This window comes from Hydrogenophaga sp. ZJX-1, assembly GCF_048590325.1.
Taxonomy (GTDB): Bacteria; Pseudomonadota; Gammaproteobacteria; order Burkholderiales; family Burkholderiaceae_C; genus Hydrogenophaga.
This window is the reverse complement of the sequence record NZ_JBMBRA010000005.1, coordinates 247,464-265,817: the sequence shown is the minus strand read 5'-3', so window position 1 is coordinate 265,817 and position 18,354 is coordinate 247,464. Positions and strand designations below refer to the sequence as shown.

The following is an 18,354-nucleotide window of genomic DNA, read 5'->3' as shown; positions in this document are numbered from 1 at the left end:
CGATCAAAAAAGCACTCTTGGGTGCATTCAGCGGTTTTTCCAGCCGTTCGATCCCCAGTACCAGTAATAAGGGTAGGCACCATACCACCCGCTGTACCAGGTTTTGCGGTTGGCTTCGCGCCATTCGTAGGCGCTATTTTCGTCCTTCTTCGCGGCCTGGGCCTGGGGCAGCAGCCTCCGTGCTTCCTTGTTGCCCTTGGCGGCCGCCATGGACAGCCAGGTCTCGGCTTCGGCGGGATCGGGGCCCATTTCTTCCAGGCCCATGAGGTAGAAGCGGCCCAGCGCCAGCTGCGCCGGGACCACGCCGCGTTCACCCGCGTCGCGCATCCATTTCAGCGCCTGGTAGCTGTCCTGACGCACGCCGTCACCGCGGAAATAGCGCAGGCCCAGGTCGTAGGCGGCGCGTGGGTCGTCGCGCGCCACCTCGGTCAGCTGCAGCAGGCGCTGCTCGGCCACCGGGTCGGTCGCCTCGGGCTGGAAAGTGGCGCTGTCACGTGGGCGGTCGGAACAACCGCTGCTGTCGCAGATGCGGACGGTGGGCACGGCGTCTTGCGCAAACACGGCGGACGACGCCAGCAGCAAGGGGAGCAGCAGCCTGTGCATGAAACACCTCCTCCAGAAATAATGAGCCCTAAAGTTTACATCTTCCCTGGGCGCCGGACCCGGCTCTGAGGGCCACGGTGCGCAGGCGTTCAGCGTTTTTTTCCCCTGCATGGGGGAATGCCCAAGGCCCAGCGCCCGACGCACGGTTCACGTGAAGCCCCGTCAGAGCGCGAAGATCTTGCCGGGGTTCAGGATGTTGTCCGGGTCGAGTGCGCGCTTGATGCTGCGCATCATGTCGACGGCGCCCGCGCCGGCCTCGGTGAGCAGGAAGTCCATCTTGTGCAGGCCCACGCCGTGTTCGCCGGTGCAGGTGCCTTCAAGCCGCAACGCCCGGGCCACCAGCTGGTTGTTCAACCCTTCGGCGCGCTCGCGTTCCTCGGGGATGGCCGGGTCGATCAGGTAGCCGAAGTGGAAGTTGCCGTCGCCCACGTGGCCGACCAGGAAGTAGGGGATGCCGCTGGCGTCGGCCTCGGCCACCGAGTCGAGCAGGCAGTCGGCCAGGCGGCTGATGGGCACGCAGGTGTCGGTGCTGATGGCGCGGCAGCCCGGCTTGCTCTGGATCGCGGCGAAGTAGGCGTTGTGCCGCGCGGTCCACAGGCGCGTGCGCTCTTCGGGCGTGGTCGCCCACTGGAAGGCGTTGCCGCCGAAGTCGGTGGCGATTTCCTGCACCGTCTCGGCCTGTTCCTTCACGCTCGCGGGCGAGCCGTGGAACTCCATCAGCAGCATGTGTTCTTCGCGCAGGCCGAGTTTGCTGTGCGTGTTGACCATGCGCACGGTGTTGGCGTCGATCAGCTCGCAGCGCGCGATCGGCACGCCGAGCTGGATCACCTGAATGACCGTGCGCACCGCGGCTTCGATGGTGGGGAAGGAGCAGGTCGCGGCCGAGATCGCTTCGGGCAGCGGGTAGAGCTTGAGCGTCACTTCGGTGATCACGCCCAGCGTGCCTTCGCTGCCCACCATCAGGCGCGTGAGGTCGTAGCCGGCGCTGCTCTTCTTGGCGCGCGTGCCGGTGCGGATGACTTCGCCACTGGCCGTGACCACTTCGAGCGCCAGCACGTTCTCGCGCATGGTGCCGTAGCGCACGGCGTTGGTGCCGCTGGCGCGGGTGGCCGCCATGCCGCCGATGGAGGCGTCAGCGCCGGGGTCGATGGGGAAGAACAGGCCTTCGCTTTTCACCGCCTCGTTCACGGCCTTGCGCGTCACGCCGGGCTGCACCGTCACGGTCAGGTCTTCGGCGTTGATCGACAAGACCTGGTCCATGCGGCTCACGTCGATGCTGATGCCGCCCTGCACCGCGAGCAGGTGACCTTCGAGCGAGGAGCCGACACCGAACGGGATCACAGGGACCTTGTGCGACGCGGCGAGCTTCACCGCATCGGCCACGTCCTGCGTGTTCTGCGCAAACACCACCGCAGCGGGCGGCGGCACGTCGTACACCGACTCGTCGCGGCCGTGTTGTTCGCGCACCGCCATGGCGGTGGAGCACTGGCTGGAAAAACGGGATTGCAGCGTCGCCAACAGTTCCGCAGGCACGGGGCGCTGCTGGATGTCGGGCACCAGATGGGCGAGTTGGGCGGGGGCGTTCATGGCAGTCTCCAAACTGGGCTGAGCGAAACGACCCAGTTTACTGCCAGCCCCCCGCAGGGAGAAGCGCTGCGCAATGCCCCTGTCGGACCCACGCTGGGTTCAGTCGATCAGGACTTGGGATCCTTCATGGCTGCCGTGAACTCCGCCAGCGAAATGGCGCCGTCCCGGTTGGCGTCGATCTTGGTGAACTGCTGCGACACCGCGGGCAAGGTCTTCGCCTCTTCGGCGCTCAGGGCCTTGTCGGCGTTTTTGTCGGCCCTGGCGAAGGCGGCGCTGATGGCCTGGTCGCTGGAGGCCATCTCGGGCAGGGCGGTGCTTTGCGCCATCAGGGCGCTGGTCGAGCCCATGGTCAGGGTGGCGAACAGCAGGACGCTGCGGACTTCGAACAAGGTGTGGTGTTGTCGATCAGACATGGTTCTTGACTCCTTGAGATTGAACAGTACCCCGTGCCCTGAAGCGCGGGGTTCTGCTATTTCATAGCAGCACACCGAGCAACGCCAATGGTTTTGCCGGCTGTTGCCTGCATGACATTCCGCTTGCCGCAGACACATTTCCCTGCCCGGTGTAACGGGCGCCGATTCCCGCACAATGCGAGGTTCCCCGCACAGCGGCCACCAAGGAATCCGTCATGGGCAACCGCCTCACCCAGATCGCCACCCGCACCGGCGACGCCGGCACCACCGGCCTCGGCGACAACACCCGCGTCTCCAAGAACAGCCTGCGCGTTCACGCCATGGGCGATGTGGACGAACTCAACTCGCACATCGGCGTGCTGCTGTGCGAAGACATGGCGCCCGACTTGCGCACGCTGCTGGTGGAGATCCAGCACCAGCTGTTCAACCTGGGCGGCGAGCTGTCCATCCCGGGTTTCGAGCTGCTCAAGCCCGAGGCCGTGCTCGCGCTCGACGAAGCGCTGGCGACCTACAACGGACAGCTGCCGCGCCTGCAGGAATTCATCCTGCCCGCGGGCACGCGCGCCGCGGCACAGGCGCACGTGTGCCGCACCGTGGCGCGCCGCGCCGAGCGTGTCGTGGTGGCGCTGGGCAATGAAGAAGCGATCAAGGAGGCCCCGCGCCAGTACCTCAACCGCCTCTCGGACCTGATGTTCGTGCTCGCGCGCGTGCTCAACCGCATGAACGGCGGTGACGACGTCTACTGGAAGAGCGAACGCATGGCGCAGGGTGGCGCCGAATGAACATGGCGCGGTGGGCCTTGGCGCTCGCGCTCGCGTTCAGTGCGGCCGCCCACAGCCAGACCCCGCCGGCAACGAGCCAGGTGGTGCTGGTGTGCGAGGCCGCCTACCTGCCGGCCCGCTCTGTCTGGACGCGCACGGTCGCCATCGCCTATGACCAGAAACGCGTGCGCTCGGTGCTGATCGACGGCGTGCCGGTGTACACCTTCGCGGTTCGTGGCACGGTGATCCTCACCGCGCTGGACAACGAGCGCATCCAGATCGACACCGCTGCCCAGACCTGGACCAGCGATTTCCGTGGCCTGGCCAGTGCGAACGGCCGCTGCGAACGTGGACGGCCCATGCCCGCGGCGGGCGCCGTGTCCCCCGGCTGAACGCCGGGCGCGGGCCGGTGGCCCCCATCAGCTTTGGGCGATGTGCAGACCGCCGGTCTGCGGCCGCTGCCCGTGGTGCAACCGGATGCGCAGCGAGAGGTCGGTGCGCGAGTCGGCGTTGTCCACCGCCTGTTCGGCCGTGAGTTCGCCGCGCTCGTAGAGCTCGTAAAGCGACTGGTCGAACGTGGCCATGCCGAGCTCCGTGCTCTTGGACATGGTTTCCTTGATGTCGTCGGTCTGGCCCTTCTGGATCAGATCGGCGATGTAGGGCGAGAGCAGCATCACTTCCACCGCCGGCACCAGCTTGTCGGCCACACCGCGGATCAGCCGCTGGCCCACCACGCCCTTGAGGTTGAGCGACAGGTCCATCAGGATCTGTTTGTGCGCGGTCTCGGGGAAGAAGTTCAGGATGCGCTGGATCGCCTGGTTGGCGTTGTTGGCGTGCAGTGTCGAGACGCACAGGTGGCCGGTTTCTGCGTAGGCCATGGCGTGCTGCATGGTGTCGCGGTCGCGGATCTCGCCGATCATGATCACGTCGGGCGCTTCGCGCATGGCGTGGCGCAGGGCCTCGTCGAACGACTGGGTGTCCAGGCCCACCTCGCGCTGGTCCACGATGGACAGGCCATGGCTGTGCTCGAACTCCATCGGGTCTTCGACGGTGAGGATGTGCCCGCTCAGGTTGCGGTTGCGGTGGTCCAGCATGGCCGCCAGCGTGGTCGACTTGCCCGAGCCCGCTGCGCCCACCACCAGCACCAGGCCGCGTTTGAGCTGGGCCAGTTTTTTCAGCACCGGCGGCAGCTTCAGCCCGTCCAGTGAGGGGATCTTGGCGTTGATGTGGCGCACCACCACGGCCACGTCGCCGCGCTGGCGGTAGACGTTGACGCGGAAGCGTCCCAGGCCGGGCAGGGCGATGGCCAGGTCGCATTCGAGCGTGGCTTCAAAGCCGCGGATCTGCGATTCGCGCATCACCGAATAGGCCAGGCGCTGCGTGCGCGACGGGTCCAGCGGCGTTTCCGATAAACGCCGTACCACGCCCTGCACCTTGAGCGCGGCCGAACTGCCACTGGAGAGAAAGAGGTCCGACGCGCCATGCGAGACCATCAGCGACAGGTAGTGGCCGAGATCGTCGTCGTTCGAGGGCAGGGCGGAGTCCATGGCGGGCCGTGACGGAAGTGCGAGATTGATCACTATATCGGCTAACCGTCAGCTGGGCATGAAGCGGTTGCGCTCTGGCGCAGTGAGGATCAGCGAGGCGCCAGAACCGCCATGGTGATGCGCGAGACGCAGGTCAGCTCGCCCGCGTCGTTCGAGAGGTCGATCTGCCAGACCTGGGTGGTGCGGCCGATGTGCACCGGCCGCGTGATGCCGGTGACCCAGCCACTGGTCGCGCCCTTGAGGTGGTTGGCGTTGATGTCCAGCCCCACGGCGCGGTGGCCTTCGGGGCAGCTGTAGGCCGCGCCACACGAGCCCAGTGTCTCGGCCAGCACCACGCTCACGCCGCCGTGCAGCAGGCCGTAGGGCTGTTGGGTGCGCGTGTCCACCGGGACGCGTGCGCGGATGAAATCGTCGCCGACTTCCAGAAACTCGATGCCCAGGTGTTGCACGGCGGTGCCCACATGGATGGTGGTGAGTTCTTCGACGGAGATGGGTTTTTTCCAGAGGGACATGGTGGCTGAACAGGTGGCTGGTTGGAGGAAGGTCCGCCACACTGTAGCGGTCCACCGCCCGCATGCACCGCACCGGGTGTCGCCGATGCCCGCCCCTCAGCCCTTGCGCCGCAGCGCCACCACCGTGCCGGACGCCGCGGGCATCGGCAGCGCCCAGTGCGAGGGAAGCGCATGCAGCACGGCGCGTGCGTCGAGCGAGCGGATCGGCACCGCGTTGTCCATGGGGATGCGGTCGTGGGCCTGCAGCGCCATGTAGCGCAGCGCGCTGACCCGCAGGAAGGACGCGAAGTTGCCGACCTCGCCCCGCGCATCGACCAGTTCGTCGTACAGCTTCTCGATCAGCTGCACCACCGACATGCCGTCGCGCAGCCCGATCTCTTCGAGCACGTCCCAGTAGAGGTTCTCCAGCCGGATGCTGGTGACCACGCCGTGCAGCCGCACCGAGCGGGTGCGGCTGGCGTAGCTGTCGGGGTTGGCACTGATGAAGATTTCACACATGGCAGGTCTCCTGGGCCGGTGGGCGGATCGGCCGCGTTGGTGCGGGGCATTGTCCGCCCGCTCCGCGCTCAGTGGCTGATCTTCGTGCCCAGCACTTCCAGGAACTGGGCGATCCAGGCCGGGTGGGCCGGCCAGGCGGGTGCGGTGACGAAGGGGCCGTCGGTCACCGCCTGGTCGACCGCGATCTGGGCGTAGGTGGCACCGGCCAGCTCGACCTCGACCTGGCAGGCCGGGTAGGCCGAGATGGTGCGGCCCTTGATGTCGCCGGTGGCCGCCAGCAGCTGCGCGCCGTGGCAGACGGCGGCCACGGGTTTGCCGGTCGAGGTGAAGTGCTTGACCAGCGCCATCACGCTGGCGTGCATGCGCAGGTACTCCGGGCCCCGGCCGCCGGGGATCACCAGGCCGTCGTACTGCTCGGGTTTCACGTCGGCGAAGCTGGCGTTGAGCGTGAAGCGGTGACCCGGCTTCTCGCTGTAGGTCTGCGCGCCTTCGAAATCGTGGATGGCCGTGTGGATGAAGTCGCCGGCCTTCTTGTCCGGTGCCACGGCGTGCACGGTGTGTCCCACCGCCTGCAGCGCCTGGAACGGCACCATGGTTTCGTAGTCTTCGCAGTAGTCACCGCAGATCATCAACAGCTTCTTGCCCATGGCAGTCTCCTAGGAAAACGGGGATCGGGCTTCGATTGTTGGCGGGTGGCTGGCGGCCGGGGTAACAGCCCGTTGCTGCACGGATGGGGGTTTGCCCTGAGGCCGGTCGCCAGCGGACAGGCGAAAAAAAGGCCTGTCGCCTTGGCGGGCAGACAGGCCTTGAAGCGGTGCCAGGCCTTCAGCCAGGGCGGCGTCCCAGCAGGGCCCACAGCCCGATCGCGCCGAAGGTCGCGGTACCGATGCCGCCGAGCGCGAACTCGCCGAAGCGCAGCGTGTAGTCGCCGGTGCCCAGCACCAGGGTGATGGCGGCCACGAGCAGGTTCCTGTTGTCCGAGAAGTCGACCTTGTTGTCGACCCAGATCTTGGCACCGGCGATGGCGATCAGGCCGAACACCACGATGGACACGCCGCCCATCACGGCCAGCGGAATGGCCTGGATCAGCGCGCCGAACTTGGGGCTGAAACCCAGCAGGATGGCCATGCAGCCGGCCACGAAGAAGATGGCGGTGGAGTAGATCTTGGTCGCGGCCATGACGCCGATGTTTTCGGCGTAGGTGGTCACGCCGGTGCCGCCCGCGCTGCCGGCCACGATGGTGGCCACGCCGTCGCCCATGAAGGCGCGGCCCATGTAGCGGTCCAGGTTCTTGCCGGTCATGGCGGTCACGGCCTTGATGTGGCCCAGGTTCTCGGCCACCAGGATGATGGCCACCGGCGCGATCAGCAGCATGGCGTTGCCGCTGAAGACCGGCGCGCTGAAATTGGGCAGGCCGAACCAGGCGGCGCTGGCGATGCCGCTCAGGTCCAGCGGTTTGCCCAGGCCCAGGCCGTTGGTGAGCACGGCGTAGATGACGCTGGCGATGATCAGGCCCATGAGGATCAGCAGGCGCTGCAGCATGCCGCTGCTGAACACCGCCACCAGCGCCACGCAGACGAAGGTCACGCCCTGCATCCAGGCGTCAAAGCCGGTGGGCGCCATGTTCTTGATCGGGATGCCGGCCAGGTTCAGGCCGATCACCGCCACCACCGAGCCGGTGACCACCGGGGGCATCAGGCGCTCGATCCAGCCGGTTCCGATGGCCTGCACCAGCGCGCCGATCAGCGTGTAGACGATGCCGCAGGCGACGATGCCACCGAGCGCCACGCCGATGTTGGCGTTGGGCCCCGGGCCGGCGTAACCGCTGGCCGCGATCACCACGCCGATGAAGGCGAAGCTCGACCCCAGGTAGCTCGGCACCTTGCCGCCGGTCATGACGAAGAAGATCAGCGTGCCGATGCCGCTCATGAGAATGGCGACGTTGGGGTCGAAGCCCATCAGGATGGGCGCGAGCACGGTGGCGCCGAACATGGCGATCAGGTGCTGCACGCCCATGACAGCCGTCTGTGGCCAGGGCAGGCGCTCGTCGGGGCCGATGACGCCGCCGCCGGCCAGCGTGGCCGATGATTTTTCGCTCCAGTGGAACATGCCCATGAAAACTCCTTGTTGTGGTTGTGGAAAGCGGGTGTCGGGTGGCGGCGATTCTGCCGGGTGGTCTGGAGGTGCGCACGCTGCGTTGCAGCAGGCGCGACGCGGGCGGGACAGCGCCGCTGCGATCTTGGCGTTGATGCCGGTGTGCGGGCCTTGATCCGCGTCAGGCGACGCGGAAGAAGCGCATTTCCACGCGGTCGGGAAAACGCGCACCGGTGCCGATGAAGAGGCTCTGTGTCATCCAGGCCAGCGCCGGGTGCGAGACCTCGAAGCTGGGCGCGCAGCGGAAATAGATGGCGGCCGGGTCTACCGGCTCGCCGCGCACCAGCTTCGCGATGTCTTCCGGCGAGCCGCGGCGCAGCGCGCGGTTCTGCACGAACACATGGGCGCCCGCCCAGTCGGGGTCGTCCAGCTGCAGCAGGTAACGCGCGTCGAGGTCGGCGCAGGTGTCGCTCACCACGAGCTGGAAATCGGCCCCGCCGGGCAGCACCCGGCCGTGGATGGCGCCGCTGACCGTGCCGCCGGTGATCGGGATGATGCGGCGCTTGCCGCGGCTGTTGAGCCCCGTGATCTCGCCCGCCTCGATGGGCGCGGCGACAAAGACCGTGAGGTCCAGGGCGGGTTCGAGTGTGGGGGCGGGCAGGGGCATGCGCGGGTTATACCGCAGGGGGCCCTGTCACCTGGGCAGTGGCGCGGTCAGGGGTGCGCTGCTACCCTCGCGGCAGACGGAGACAACAGGCCCCCAAGGGCCCAAACCAAGAGCGAGCCAACATGAGCACCACGCCGGGCACCCCTGCGCCCCACATCCCCCAGATCCGCCTCTACCAGCAATGGCTCGCGGAACACCGCGGCCTGCGGTTCGACGACTACGACGCGCTCTGGCGCTGGTCCACCACCGATCTCGACGCCTTCTGGCAAAGCATCTGGGACTACTTCGAGATGCAGTCGCCCACGCCGCACACGGCGGTGCTGGAGCGCAACGTGATGCCGGGGGCGAAGTGGTTCCCGGGCGCGCAGTTCAACTACGCGCAGCAGGTCTTGCGCCATGTCATGCCCGCGCACGCGGCCGGCTTCAGCGCCATCGTCAGCCGCAACGAGAAGGGCCGCCATGTCGAGCTGAGCTGGCCCGAGCTGCGCCGCCAGGTCGCGTCGCTCGCGCTGCACCTGCAGGCCCAGGGCGTGAAGCCCGGCGATCGCGTGGCCGCCTACCTGCCCAACATCCCCGAGACCATGGTCGCCTTTCTCGCGGTGGTGAGCGTCGGCGCGGTGTGGAGCGTGTGCGCGCCCGACATGGGCACCAACGCCGTGCTCGACCGCTTCAAACAGATCGAGCCGGTGGCCCTGATCGCCTGCGACGGCGTGACCTACGGCATGAAAGACTTCGATCGCCTGGACGTGGTGGCCGAACTGCGCGCGGCGCTGCCCACGGTGCGCCACGTGATCCTGCACACCAACCTGGCCGATGACCCGGCCGCGGTGGACCGCGCGCTGGAAGCCGCCCAGCCCTGCACGGCCTTCAGCACCGCCACCGCGCGCTACGACGCGGCCACTGCCGCTTTCGAGCCGCTGTGGCTGCCGTTCGATCACCCGCTGTGGATCGTCTACAGCAGCGGCACCACGGGCCTGCCCAAGCCCATCGTGCACGGCCACGGCGGCACGGTCATCGTGGCGATGGCACTGAAGATCATCCACAACGACGTGGGCTGCAGCTACGCGCCCAACAGCTGGGGCGAGCGCTACCACTGGTACAGCTCCACCGGCTGGGTGATGTGGAACGCGCAGACCAGCGGCCTGCTCAACGGCACCACCTGTGTGCTCTACGACGGCAATCCCGGCGGGGCGAAAGAGAGTCCCGACTGGACCACACTGTGGCGCTTTGCTTCCGAGCTCGGCGTCACTTTCTTCGGCGCCGGCGCGGCATTTTTTGCGAACTGCCTGAAGGCGGGCGTGGACCTGTCGACCTGCGGTGATCTGTCGCAGGTGAGGGCACTGGGCACGACCGGTTCGCCGCTGTCGGAGGACGCGCAGAACTGGGGAACGGCGCAGTTTCGCAAGTTGCGCGCCCTTGCCGGAGAGAAAGACGATTCGCCGCTGGGCCGCCCCAAGGCGAATCAGCCCCCTCGGGGGGCAGCGACCCGCGCAGCGGCGGAGCGTGGGGGCGACATCTGGTGGTGCAACATCTCCGGCGGCACCGACTTCGCCGGCGCCTTCATCGGCGGCAACCGCGAGCTGCCCCAAACGCCAGGCCGCATGCAGTGTCGTCTGATGGGCTGCGCGGTCGAGTCGTGGAACGAGCAGGGCCAGCCCGTCATCGACGAAGTGGGCGAACTGGTCTGCGCGCAGCCGATCCCGTCCATGCCGCTGTACTTCGTCGGCGACAAGGACAACCAGCGCCTGCTCGGCAGTTATTTCGACACCTTCCCGCCCGGCCACGGCCGCCGACCCGGTGGCGGTGACCTCGGTCCCGAAGCCGGTGCGGTCTGGCGCCACGGCGACTGGCTGCGCATCTATCCGGACGGTTCTTGCGTCATCTACGGCCGCTCCGACGCCACCATCAACCGCCACGGCCTGCGCATGGGCACCAGCGAGCTGTACAGCGCGGTCGAGGCCCTGCCCGAGGTGCTGGACTCGATGGTGGTGGACCTCGAATACCTGGGCCGCGAGAGCTACATGCCCCTGTTCGTGGTGCTGCGCCCGGGACTGACGCTGGACGATGCCATTCGCGCGAAGATCAACGCGGCCATCCGCACCGCACTCTCGCCGCGCTTCCTGCCCAACGACATCTTCCAGGTCGCCGAGATCCCGCGCACGCTGTCGGGCAAGAAGCAGGAGCTGCCGATCAAGAAGCTGCTGCTCGGTCAGCCGCTGGAGAAGGTCATCAACAAGGAAGCCATGGCCAACCCGGGCTGCCTCGACTGGTACGTGGACTTCGCGCGCCGACGGGCCGATGCCACCCGCATCTGACGGCCTCAACGTGCAAGGCCGATCGGGCCCTTCACATGTTGAAACGGATTGATACTGGTCAAACCGACTGCTTTGCAGAACACTCGGGCCGTGATCGCACTGTCGTTCGCCCTGTCCGGTGCGCGCCGTCGATCAGATCGGAGGACCCAGATGAACCGTGGACCTTCCACTTTGCCGCCCGAGGGCTTGGTCGAGCCCCTGGACATTGATATCGACACCCTGGACCATGCGCTGATGGAACTGCTCACCAGCGACTGGCAGACCCTGGACGACGGCGAGCCGCTGGGCAAGGCCGACGACCTGCTGGGCGAGCAGACCGCCACTTGAAGACCTGAGCCTGCGTCGCGCGGGTGACGGATTCCGGGGGGAGCTTCGGGCATGCCCCATTCACGGTTGGGCCCGCTGGTTCTATGTTGCATGTCTCACTTCAAAGCAACAGGAGACACCGCATGAGCCACCCGTCCAGCCGCCCCGCCAACTTCAACCGCCGCCAGATCCTGTCGGCCGCTGCCGCTGTGGCCGCTCCGGCGCTCCTGCCGACGCACGCGTTCGCACAGGACAAGTTCCCCAGCCGCCCCATCAAGCTGATCGCACCCTGGCCCGCCGGTGGCAGCAGCGACGGTGTCATGCGCGCCTTCGCCGAGAGCGCCAGCAAGACGCTGGGCGTGCCCGTGATCATCGAGAACAAACCCGGTGTGGGCGGCACGCTGGGCGCGGCCGCCATGGTCGGCGCCGCTCCCGACGGCTACACGCTCACGCAGCTGCCGCTGGGCATCTACCGCTTGCCGCACATGCAGAAAATGCCGTTCGACCCGGTGCAGGACATCAGCCACATCGTCTGCCTCACCGGCTACACCTTCGGCATCGCCTGCACGGCGGACGCACCGTTCAAGACGCTCAAGGAGATGGTGGCCTACGCCAAGGCCAACCCCGGCAAACTCGAATACGGTCACACGGGAACGGGCACCACGCCGCACCTGGCCATCGAAGAGTTCAGCGAGAAAGCCGGCATCCAGCTCAACCCGATCCCGTTCAAGGGTTCGGCCGAGATCATGCAGGCCATCCTGGGCGGCCACATCCGCATGATGAGCGGCACCACCGAGTTCGCGCCGCATGTGCAGAGCGGCAAACTGCGCCTGCTCGCCACGCTCGGCAGCAACCGCAACAAGGCCTTCCCCGACGTGCCCACGGTCAAGGAAAGCGGCTGGGACACCATCACCGAATCGCCCTTCGGCATCGGCGGTCCCAGGGGCATGGACCCGGCCGTGGTCAAGGTGCTGCACGACGCGTTCAGGAAGACGCTGGACGACGCCAAGGTGCAGGAAACGCTGGACAAGTTCTTCATGCCCACGGTCTACATGAGCACGGCCGACTACACGGCCTACGGCGAGCGCACCTTCAAGAACGAGAAGGCGACGATCGAGCGGCTGGGGCTGACGAAGAAGGCCTGAGTCACCGGCCGTCGGGCATGGCAGCGTCCCGTTTCGACAACCTGCTGGGCCGCGTCCGAGCGTGCAGCCTCTGCGCCGACCAGCTGCCCCATGGACCGCGCCCGGTGCTTCAGGCACACCCGTCTGCGCGACTGCTGATCGCCGGGCAGGCGCCCGGCCGCAAGGTGCACGAAAGCGGTGTGCCGTTCGACGACGCCAGCGGCGAACGCCTGCGCGACTGGATGGGCGTGTCACGCGAGGTCTTCTACGACCCGCACCAGGTCGCCATCCTGCCCATGGGCTTTTGCTACCCCGGCACCGGTCGCTCGGGTGACCTGCCGCCCCGCCCGGAATGCGCACCCGCCTGGCGCGCCCCGCTGCTCGAGGTCATGCCGCAAATCCGTCTCACCCTGGTCATCGGCCAGTACGCGCTGGCGCACCACCTGCCGGCGGACACCCGCGCCCTCACCGACGTGGTGAAAGCCTGGCGCGATCTGCCACCGGCACTCGCGGTGTTGCCCCACCCCAGCCCGCGCAACAACCCCTGGCTCAAGAAGAACCCGTGGTTCGAAGCCGAATGCGTCCCGCAGCTGCGCCAGCGGGTGGCGGCGGCGTTGTCTGTCTGAATCCATGCGCTCCATCCTGAACACCACTTTGCGCACGAAGTGGCAGACATCTCGAAGCCGTGAGAGCGGGGCGCGTGCCCGCGCTGGTGGTGGACCTGCGCAACAAGCTGGAAGACAGCGGCCTGGCTCCGCATGTCATGGTGGTCGGCACGCACGCACTCTACGCCCACGAAGCGCACCGTGCACGGCGTGCTGCGGGTGCTGACGGCGGGGATTTGGGGGTTGGCGGGGGAGTTGCCTTGGCGGTGGGCTTTGAGCCATTGGCACTTGCCGACCCGGAGTGGGCATCCACCTCCGAGCCCCGAACCGGTCATTGAAAACGCGGCAGGAATGGAGTGAAGGAACTGCGGTGGGGATTCTGTGGGCCTGAACGAAAGCTATAGTCCGAGTGCTGAATACGCTGATGGCTTTCGTAGCGCAAGGGCTTGGCCACCAGCGGCGCACCGACGACGGCTTGGTCGGTTATTTTGTGCCTGTTCATTCATCCAGATTGTTGAGGCAAGTGCCTGATGCCAAAAGATTTTTTAGCCTCTGTGCCGCCACGTTTTCCGACTGTCCCCGGGCATATCCGGTGATTCGGCGACTACATCAAAGTTAGGCGGTACGAAGAACCAACAGCGGTGCCATGAACCACGAAGTCGCGCTCACGGTCGTCAAGGTGGCGCACACCGCGATCTGGGCTTTCTTTGTGGCTTGCATCCTGGGTGCGCCGCTTGCTGCCTGGCACCGCAACTTCGCTCTCGCTGCTGCGCTGATCGGCTTGGTCGCCCTTGAAGCGCTTGTTCTGCTGCTCAACAAGTGGTCGTGCCCCCTCACCGGCGTTGCCGCTCGCTACACCGAGCGACGTGAAGAGAATTTCGACATCTACCTCCCTCGCTGGCTGGCCAAGTACAACAAGAGCATCTTCACTTCTCTGTACTTGCTCGGCGCTGCCTACTCAGCGTACGCATGGTGGCACCACAGCTAGCAGTTCCTGGCCTCTGCGGGTATCGGCTCAATGCTTCGTGGCCGGCCCGGGCAGGCCCATCTGCCATCGGGCCATTCGCAGCGCCCATGTGTGCGTCTTGCGACGTGCAAACAGCGCCGCCTCGCGACGGCTTCGCCGACCTGGCAATGGCGGTTCATGGCCGAGGCCGGCCCCTCTCCGGGTAAACCCTCCATTGACACCACCCCGCGCTCCCCCGAAGGTGCAAGGCCCGCCCGCCAGCTTTGAACCCGGAGTCGCGCCATGCCCACCACACAGCACCAACACATCGCCACCGTGATGCAGGTGGCCGCCGACGGCGCGGGGGCGCAGGCGGCGGCGGGCCATGAGCCGGTGATCCGCGATTCTTGGCTCCGCTGTGTGCACGAGCACAGGCTGGACCCGACCCGCATGCAGGAGGCCGTGATCCTGCCGCAGGCGCGGCTGCGCGAGCACCAGGACCAGATGGAGGCGCTGCTGCAGATCGCGCGCCACGGGCTGGAGGCGCTCTACAGCAAGGTGGCGGGGCTGGGCTATGTGGTGCTGCTGACGGACGCGCGCGGCGTGACGGTGGACTTTCTGGGCGACCTGGTGTTCGAGCCCAGCCTGCGCAAGGCGGGCCTCTACCTCGGCGCGGACTGGAGCGAGCAGCACGCGGGCACCTGCGGCGTGGGCACCTGCATCAGCACCGGCGAGGCGCTGACCGTGCACCTGGACGACCACTTCGACGCGACCCACATTCCGCTCACCTGCACCACCGCGCCGGTGTACGACAGCGCGGGCGAGCTGAGCGCGGTGCTGGACATTTCGCAGCTCAGTTCGAGCCAGCCCAAGAGCAGCCAGCACCTGGCGCTGCAGCTGGTGAAGATGACGGCGCACGACATCGAGCACGCGGCCTTTCTGCACCGCCACCGGCACGACTGGATCCTGCGGCTCTCGTCGGCGCCGCAGTTCCTGGACGTTCAGCCCGAGTACCTGCTGGCGCTGGACGCCAACGGCCGCGTGGTGGGCCACAACCGGCGCGCGCAGCTGGCCTTGCAGGGCCGCGCGGTGCACGCGCCGCCGCTGGTGGGCCGCAGCTTCGAGGCCCTGTTCGAGTTGCCGTTCAGCCAGATCGGCCGTTTCGTGCTGACGCAGCCCTCGGACCAGCGCGCGGTGATGCTGGCGGGTGGGCGGCAGCTGCTGTTTCTCTCGGCCGTGCCGCCGCCGCCGCGCCCGGTGGCCGCCGCGCAGCGCGAGCGCGCGGTGCCGGCACCGCTGGCCGCGCTGTCGGCGGGTGACGCCGCGCTGGACCGGCAGGTGGAGCGCGTGGCGCGGCTGGTGAACACGCCGATCAGCCTGCTGATCACCGGCGAGACCGGCTCGGGCAAGGAGTTTTTTGCGAAGGCGGTGCACAGCAGCAGCGAGCGGCGCAGCCGGCCTTTCGTGGCGGTGAACTGCGCGGCGATTCCCGAGCACCTGATCGAGAGCGAACTGTTCGGCCACCTGCCGGGCAGCTTCTCGGGCGCCTCGCCCAAGGGCAAGCGCGGCCTGATCGCCGAGGCCGACGGCGGCACGCTGTTCCTGGACGAGATCGGCGACATGCCGCTGGCGCTGCAGGCGCGGTTGCTGCGCGTGCTGTCCGAGCGCGAGGTGCTGCCGGTGGGCGCGACGCGGCCGGTGCCGGTGAACATCCGCGTGATCGCGGCGACGCACGCGCCGCTGGAGCAACTGGTGCTGGCGGGGCGCTTCCGCGACGACCTGTACTACCGCCTCAAGGGCGCGCACATCCAGCTGCCGCCGCTGCGCGAGCGCAGCGACCTGGGCGCCATGATCACGCGGCTGCTGGGCGGGCGCTCGCTCACGTCCACCGCGCTGCAGCGGCTGCTGGCGCACCGCTGGCCGGGCAACCTGCGCGAGCTGCGCAACGTGCTGGACTACGCGGGCAGCCTTTGCGCGGACGGGGCGATCGATCTGGACGATCTGCCGGAACTGCAGGCAGGTCGGTTGGCGGTGCGTGCCGACGCTGCTGTTGACGCGGCACCCGACGACGGGCCGGAAGCCTTGCTGCAGGCACTGCGCGCGGCGCACTGGAACGTGAGCGCGGTGGCGCGGCAGATGGGGCTGTCTCGCATGACGCTGTACCGGCGCATGAAGCGGGCGGCCATCGTTCCCCCGAATCGGCTGGACGATCCGTCGCTCCATTGAAAGCCCGGTCGCAGGGCTGTGACACCTGTCACTCCGGCGGGTGACAGGTGCACGGGGTGTGACACCCGCACCGTTTCAAGAAGTCCCCGCAAATCAAGCACTTGCACACGCGTGCCGCCTGGCACAGGTCTTGAGATGAAAGGAGCACCGGCCCGTTTCGAGGCCGGCATCCACAGGAGACAAGACCCATGACCGTTACCACGCCTTCCCAGCGGGCCCAGGCCTGGCTGGACCAGTTCGGCGCCGCCCTGGCTTCCGGCAACCCCGAGTCCGTGTTGCCGCTGTTCGACGCCGATTGCTACTGGCGCGACCTCGTTTCGTTCACCTGGAACATCCGCACGCAGGAGGGCCATGAGGCCGTGCGCGACATGCTCGCCGCGCGCCAGACCGAGACGGGCGCCTCCAACTTCCAGCTCGAAGGCGAGGCCACCGAGGCCGACGGCGTGACCGACGCCTGGTTCACCTTCGAGACCACGGTCTCGCGCGGACGCGGCCACCTGCGCCTGAAAGGCGACAAGGCCTGGACGCTGCTGACCACCATGGTCGAACTCAAAGGCTTTGAAGAGAAGAAGGGCACGCGCCGCATCAAGGGCGCGGAGCACGGCGCGCAGCAGGGGCGCAAGAACTGGCTGGAGCGGCGCCACGAAGAAGAGGCGCGGCTGGGCTACGACGAGCAGCCGTACACGGTGATCATCGGCGGCGGCCAGGGCGGCATCATCCTCGCCGCGCGGCTGCGCCGCCTGGGCGTGCCGACCATCGTGATCGAAAAGAACCCGCGAGCGGGCGACAGCTGGCGCAACCGCTACAAGACGCTGTGCCTGCACGACCCGGTCTGGTACGACCACCTGCCCTACATGCCCTTTCCCGACGACTGGCCGGTGTTCGCGCCGAAAGACAAGGTGGGCGACTGGCTGGAGATGTACACCAAGGTGATGGAGATCAACTACTGGGGCTCGACCACCGCGAAGAAGGCGACCTTCAACGAGGCCAAGGGCGAGTGGGATGTGATCGTGGACCGCGATGGTGAGGAAGTGACGCTGCGGCCCAAGCAGCTGGTGTTTGCGCTCGGTGTGTCGGGCTACGCCAACGTGCCCAAGATCCCCGGCGCCGAGACTTTCGAGGGCGACCAGCACCACTCCAGCAAGCACTCCGGCCCCGAGCAGTACCGGGGCAAGAAGGCGGTGGTGCTGGGCTCCAACAACTCGGCGCACGACATCTGCGCCGCGCTGTGGGAAAACGGCGCCGACGTCACCATGATCCAGCGCACCAGCACGCACATCGCGCCGTCGGATTCGCTGATGGAGCTGGCGCTGGGCGGGCTGTACAGCGAGGAGGCGCTGAAGAACGGCATCGACCACCACAAGGCCGACCTCGTGTTCGCCAGCGTGCCCTACAAGATCATGCACACCTTCCACATCCCCGTGTACGACGAGATGAAGAAGCGCGATGCCGACCTGTACGGCCGGCTGGAGAAGGCGGGCTTCATGCTCGACTTCGGCGACGACGGCTCGGGCCTGTTCATGAAGTACCTGCGCCGCGGCTCGGGCTACTACATCGACGTGGGCGCGAGCGAGCTGGTGGCCAACGGCAGCATCAAGCTGAAAAGCCACAACAACATCGAGCGCATCAACCCGAAAAGCGTGACGCTCACCGACGGCACCGAGTTGCCCGCCGACCTGCTGGTCTACGCCACCGGCTATGGCTCGATGAACCACTGGCTGGCCGACCTCGTGTCGCCCGAGGTGGCCGACCGCGTGGGCAAGGTCTGGGGACTGGGCTCGTCCACGACGAAAGACCCGGGACCGTGGGAGGGTGAGCTGCGCAACATGTGGAAGCCGACCAACCAGAAGCAGCTCTGGATCCACGGCGGCAACCTGCACCAGAGTCGCCACTACTCGCAGTTCCTCTCGCTGCAGCTCAAGGCGCGCTACGAGGGCCTGGACACGCCGGTCTACGGGCAGGCGGCGGTGCACCACCTGCGCTGACGTTCGATCCGCACGACGGACTGCGCAGTGAAGGGGCTCCATGGGGCCCCCTTCTTTTTTTTCGTCGTCAAAAATTTTTTTCGGCCGGCTGCATCCAGGCGGCGTTTCGTTCCGTTCTATAGGCAGGGCGCCATCCGGTGACCCCTTCAACCACTCTTCACATCA

At 67.3% G+C, this 18,354-nt stretch carries 18 protein-coding genes; 9 read left to right on the top strand and 9 right to left on the bottom strand.

Annotation, left to right across the window (positions count from 1 at the left end):
* Positions 1-27: 27 nt before the first annotated feature.
* The 3 genes from ACN5W5_RS16265 to ACN5W5_RS16255 form a co-directional block, all read right to left on the bottom strand.
* A complete protein-coding gene (locus tag ACN5W5_RS16265) occupies positions 28-603 on the bottom strand; it encodes a tetratricopeptide repeat protein (RefSeq protein ID WP_420049531.1) in 576 nt (191 codons plus the stop codon).
* A gap of 162 nt (positions 604-765) precedes the next feature.
* Positions 766-2,190, bottom strand: coding sequence for an FAD-binding oxidoreductase (locus ACN5W5_RS16260; protein ID WP_420049530.1), 1,425 nt, complete (start codon positions 2,188-2,190; stop codon positions 766-768).
* Between the two features lie 107 nt (positions 2,191-2,297).
* Complete coding sequence (locus ACN5W5_RS16255) at positions 2,298-2,603, bottom strand: EF-hand domain-containing protein (protein ID WP_420049529.1); 306 nt, start codon at positions 2,601-2,603, stop codon at positions 2,298-2,300.
* A gap of 215 nt (positions 2,604-2,818) precedes the next feature.
* Between ACN5W5_RS16255 and ACN5W5_RS16250 the strand changes: the two genes are divergently transcribed.
* Both ACN5W5_RS16250 and ACN5W5_RS16245 read left to right on the top strand, forming a co-directional pair.
* The gene (locus tag ACN5W5_RS16250; RefSeq protein WP_420049528.1) at positions 2,819-3,385 is read left to right on the top strand and encodes a cob(I)yrinic acid a,c-diamide adenosyltransferase; all 567 of its coding nucleotides are present in this window, start codon (positions 2,819-2,821) and stop codon (positions 3,383-3,385) included.
* Positions 3,382-3,756 (top strand): hypothetical protein, encoded by a 375-nt coding sequence (locus tag ACN5W5_RS16245; RefSeq protein ID WP_420049527.1) that lies wholly within the window; start codon positions 3,382-3,384, stop codon positions 3,754-3,756. Before ACN5W5_RS16250 ends, ACN5W5_RS16245 begins: the two co-directional genes overlap by 4 nt.
* 27 nt (positions 3,757-3,783) lie before the next feature.
* Here the strand turns inward: ACN5W5_RS16245 and ACN5W5_RS16240 are convergent, their stop codons facing one another.
* From ACN5W5_RS16240 to ACN5W5_RS16215, 6 genes are all read right to left on the bottom strand, one after another.
* The gene (locus ACN5W5_RS16240) at positions 3,784-4,911 is read right to left on the bottom strand and encodes a PilT/PilU family type 4a pilus ATPase (RefSeq protein WP_420049526.1); all 1,128 of its coding nucleotides are present in this window, start codon (positions 4,909-4,911) and stop codon (positions 3,784-3,786) included.
* An 89-nt stretch (positions 4,912-5,000) separates the two neighbouring features.
* Positions 5,001-5,423, bottom strand: a complete 423-nt coding sequence (locus ACN5W5_RS16235) for a hotdog fold thioesterase (protein WP_420049525.1) — start codon at positions 5,421-5,423, stop codon at positions 5,001-5,003.
* A 96-nt stretch (positions 5,424-5,519) separates the two neighbouring features.
* Entirely contained in the window at positions 5,520-5,921 is a 402-nt protein-coding gene (locus ACN5W5_RS16230; RefSeq protein ID WP_420049524.1) for a ribbon-helix-helix domain-containing protein, read from the bottom strand.
* A gap of 68 nt (positions 5,922-5,989) precedes the next feature.
* On the bottom strand, positions 5,990-6,568 hold the full coding sequence (locus tag ACN5W5_RS16225; protein WP_420049523.1) for a DJ-1/PfpI family protein: 579 nt from the start codon (positions 6,566-6,568) through the stop codon (positions 5,990-5,992).
* Between the two features lie 178 nt (positions 6,569-6,746).
* Positions 6,747-8,036, bottom strand: a complete 1,290-nt coding sequence (locus ACN5W5_RS16220; protein WP_420049522.1) for a solute carrier family 23 protein — start codon at positions 8,034-8,036, stop codon at positions 6,747-6,749.
* Positions 8,037-8,196: 160 nt separating this feature from the next.
* Positions 8,197-8,682: a DUF3237 domain-containing protein gene (locus ACN5W5_RS16215; protein WP_420049521.1), complete on the bottom strand. Its 486-nt coding sequence runs from the start codon at positions 8,680-8,682 to the stop codon at positions 8,197-8,199.
* A gap of 122 nt (positions 8,683-8,804) precedes the next feature.
* Between ACN5W5_RS16215 and ACN5W5_RS16210 the strand changes: the two genes are divergently transcribed.
* The 7 genes from ACN5W5_RS16210 to ACN5W5_RS16180 all read left to right on the top strand — a co-directional run bounded on the left by ACN5W5_RS16210 (position 8,805) and on the right by ACN5W5_RS16180 (position 18,189).
* Positions 8,805-10,997 carry an acetoacetate--CoA ligase gene (locus tag ACN5W5_RS16210; RefSeq protein WP_420049520.1) on the top strand — a complete coding sequence of 731 codons (2,193 nt, stop codon included), beginning with the start codon at positions 8,805-8,807 and terminating at the stop codon, positions 10,995-10,997.
* A gap of 150 nt (positions 10,998-11,147) precedes the next feature.
* Entirely contained in the window at positions 11,148-11,324 is a 177-nt protein-coding gene (locus ACN5W5_RS16205) for a hypothetical protein (protein WP_420049519.1), read from the top strand.
* Between the two features lie 122 nt (positions 11,325-11,446).
* Positions 11,447-12,448, top strand: a complete 1,002-nt coding sequence (locus ACN5W5_RS16200) for a tripartite tricarboxylate transporter substrate binding protein (protein WP_420049518.1) — start codon at positions 11,447-11,449, stop codon at positions 12,446-12,448.
* 17 nt (positions 12,449-12,465) lie between these two features.
* A complete protein-coding gene (locus tag ACN5W5_RS16195) occupies positions 12,466-13,053 on the top strand; it encodes a uracil-DNA glycosylase family protein (RefSeq protein WP_420049517.1) in 588 nt (195 codons plus the stop codon).
* A 625-nt stretch (positions 13,054-13,678) separates the two neighbouring features.
* Positions 13,679-14,020: a hypothetical protein gene (locus tag ACN5W5_RS16190; RefSeq protein WP_420049516.1), complete on the top strand. Its 342-nt coding sequence runs from the start codon at positions 13,679-13,681 to the stop codon at positions 14,018-14,020.
* 261 nt (positions 14,021-14,281) lie between these two features.
* Entirely contained in the window at positions 14,282-16,204 is a 1,923-nt protein-coding gene (locus ACN5W5_RS16185) for a sigma-54-dependent Fis family transcriptional regulator (protein WP_420049515.1), read from the top strand.
* A 188-nt stretch (positions 16,205-16,392) separates the two neighbouring features.
* Positions 16,393-18,189 (top strand): NAD(P)/FAD-dependent oxidoreductase, encoded by a 1,797-nt coding sequence (locus ACN5W5_RS16180; RefSeq protein ID WP_420049514.1) that lies wholly within the window; start codon positions 16,393-16,395, stop codon positions 18,187-18,189.
* The last annotated feature ends 165 nt before the right edge of the window (positions 18,190-18,354 follow it).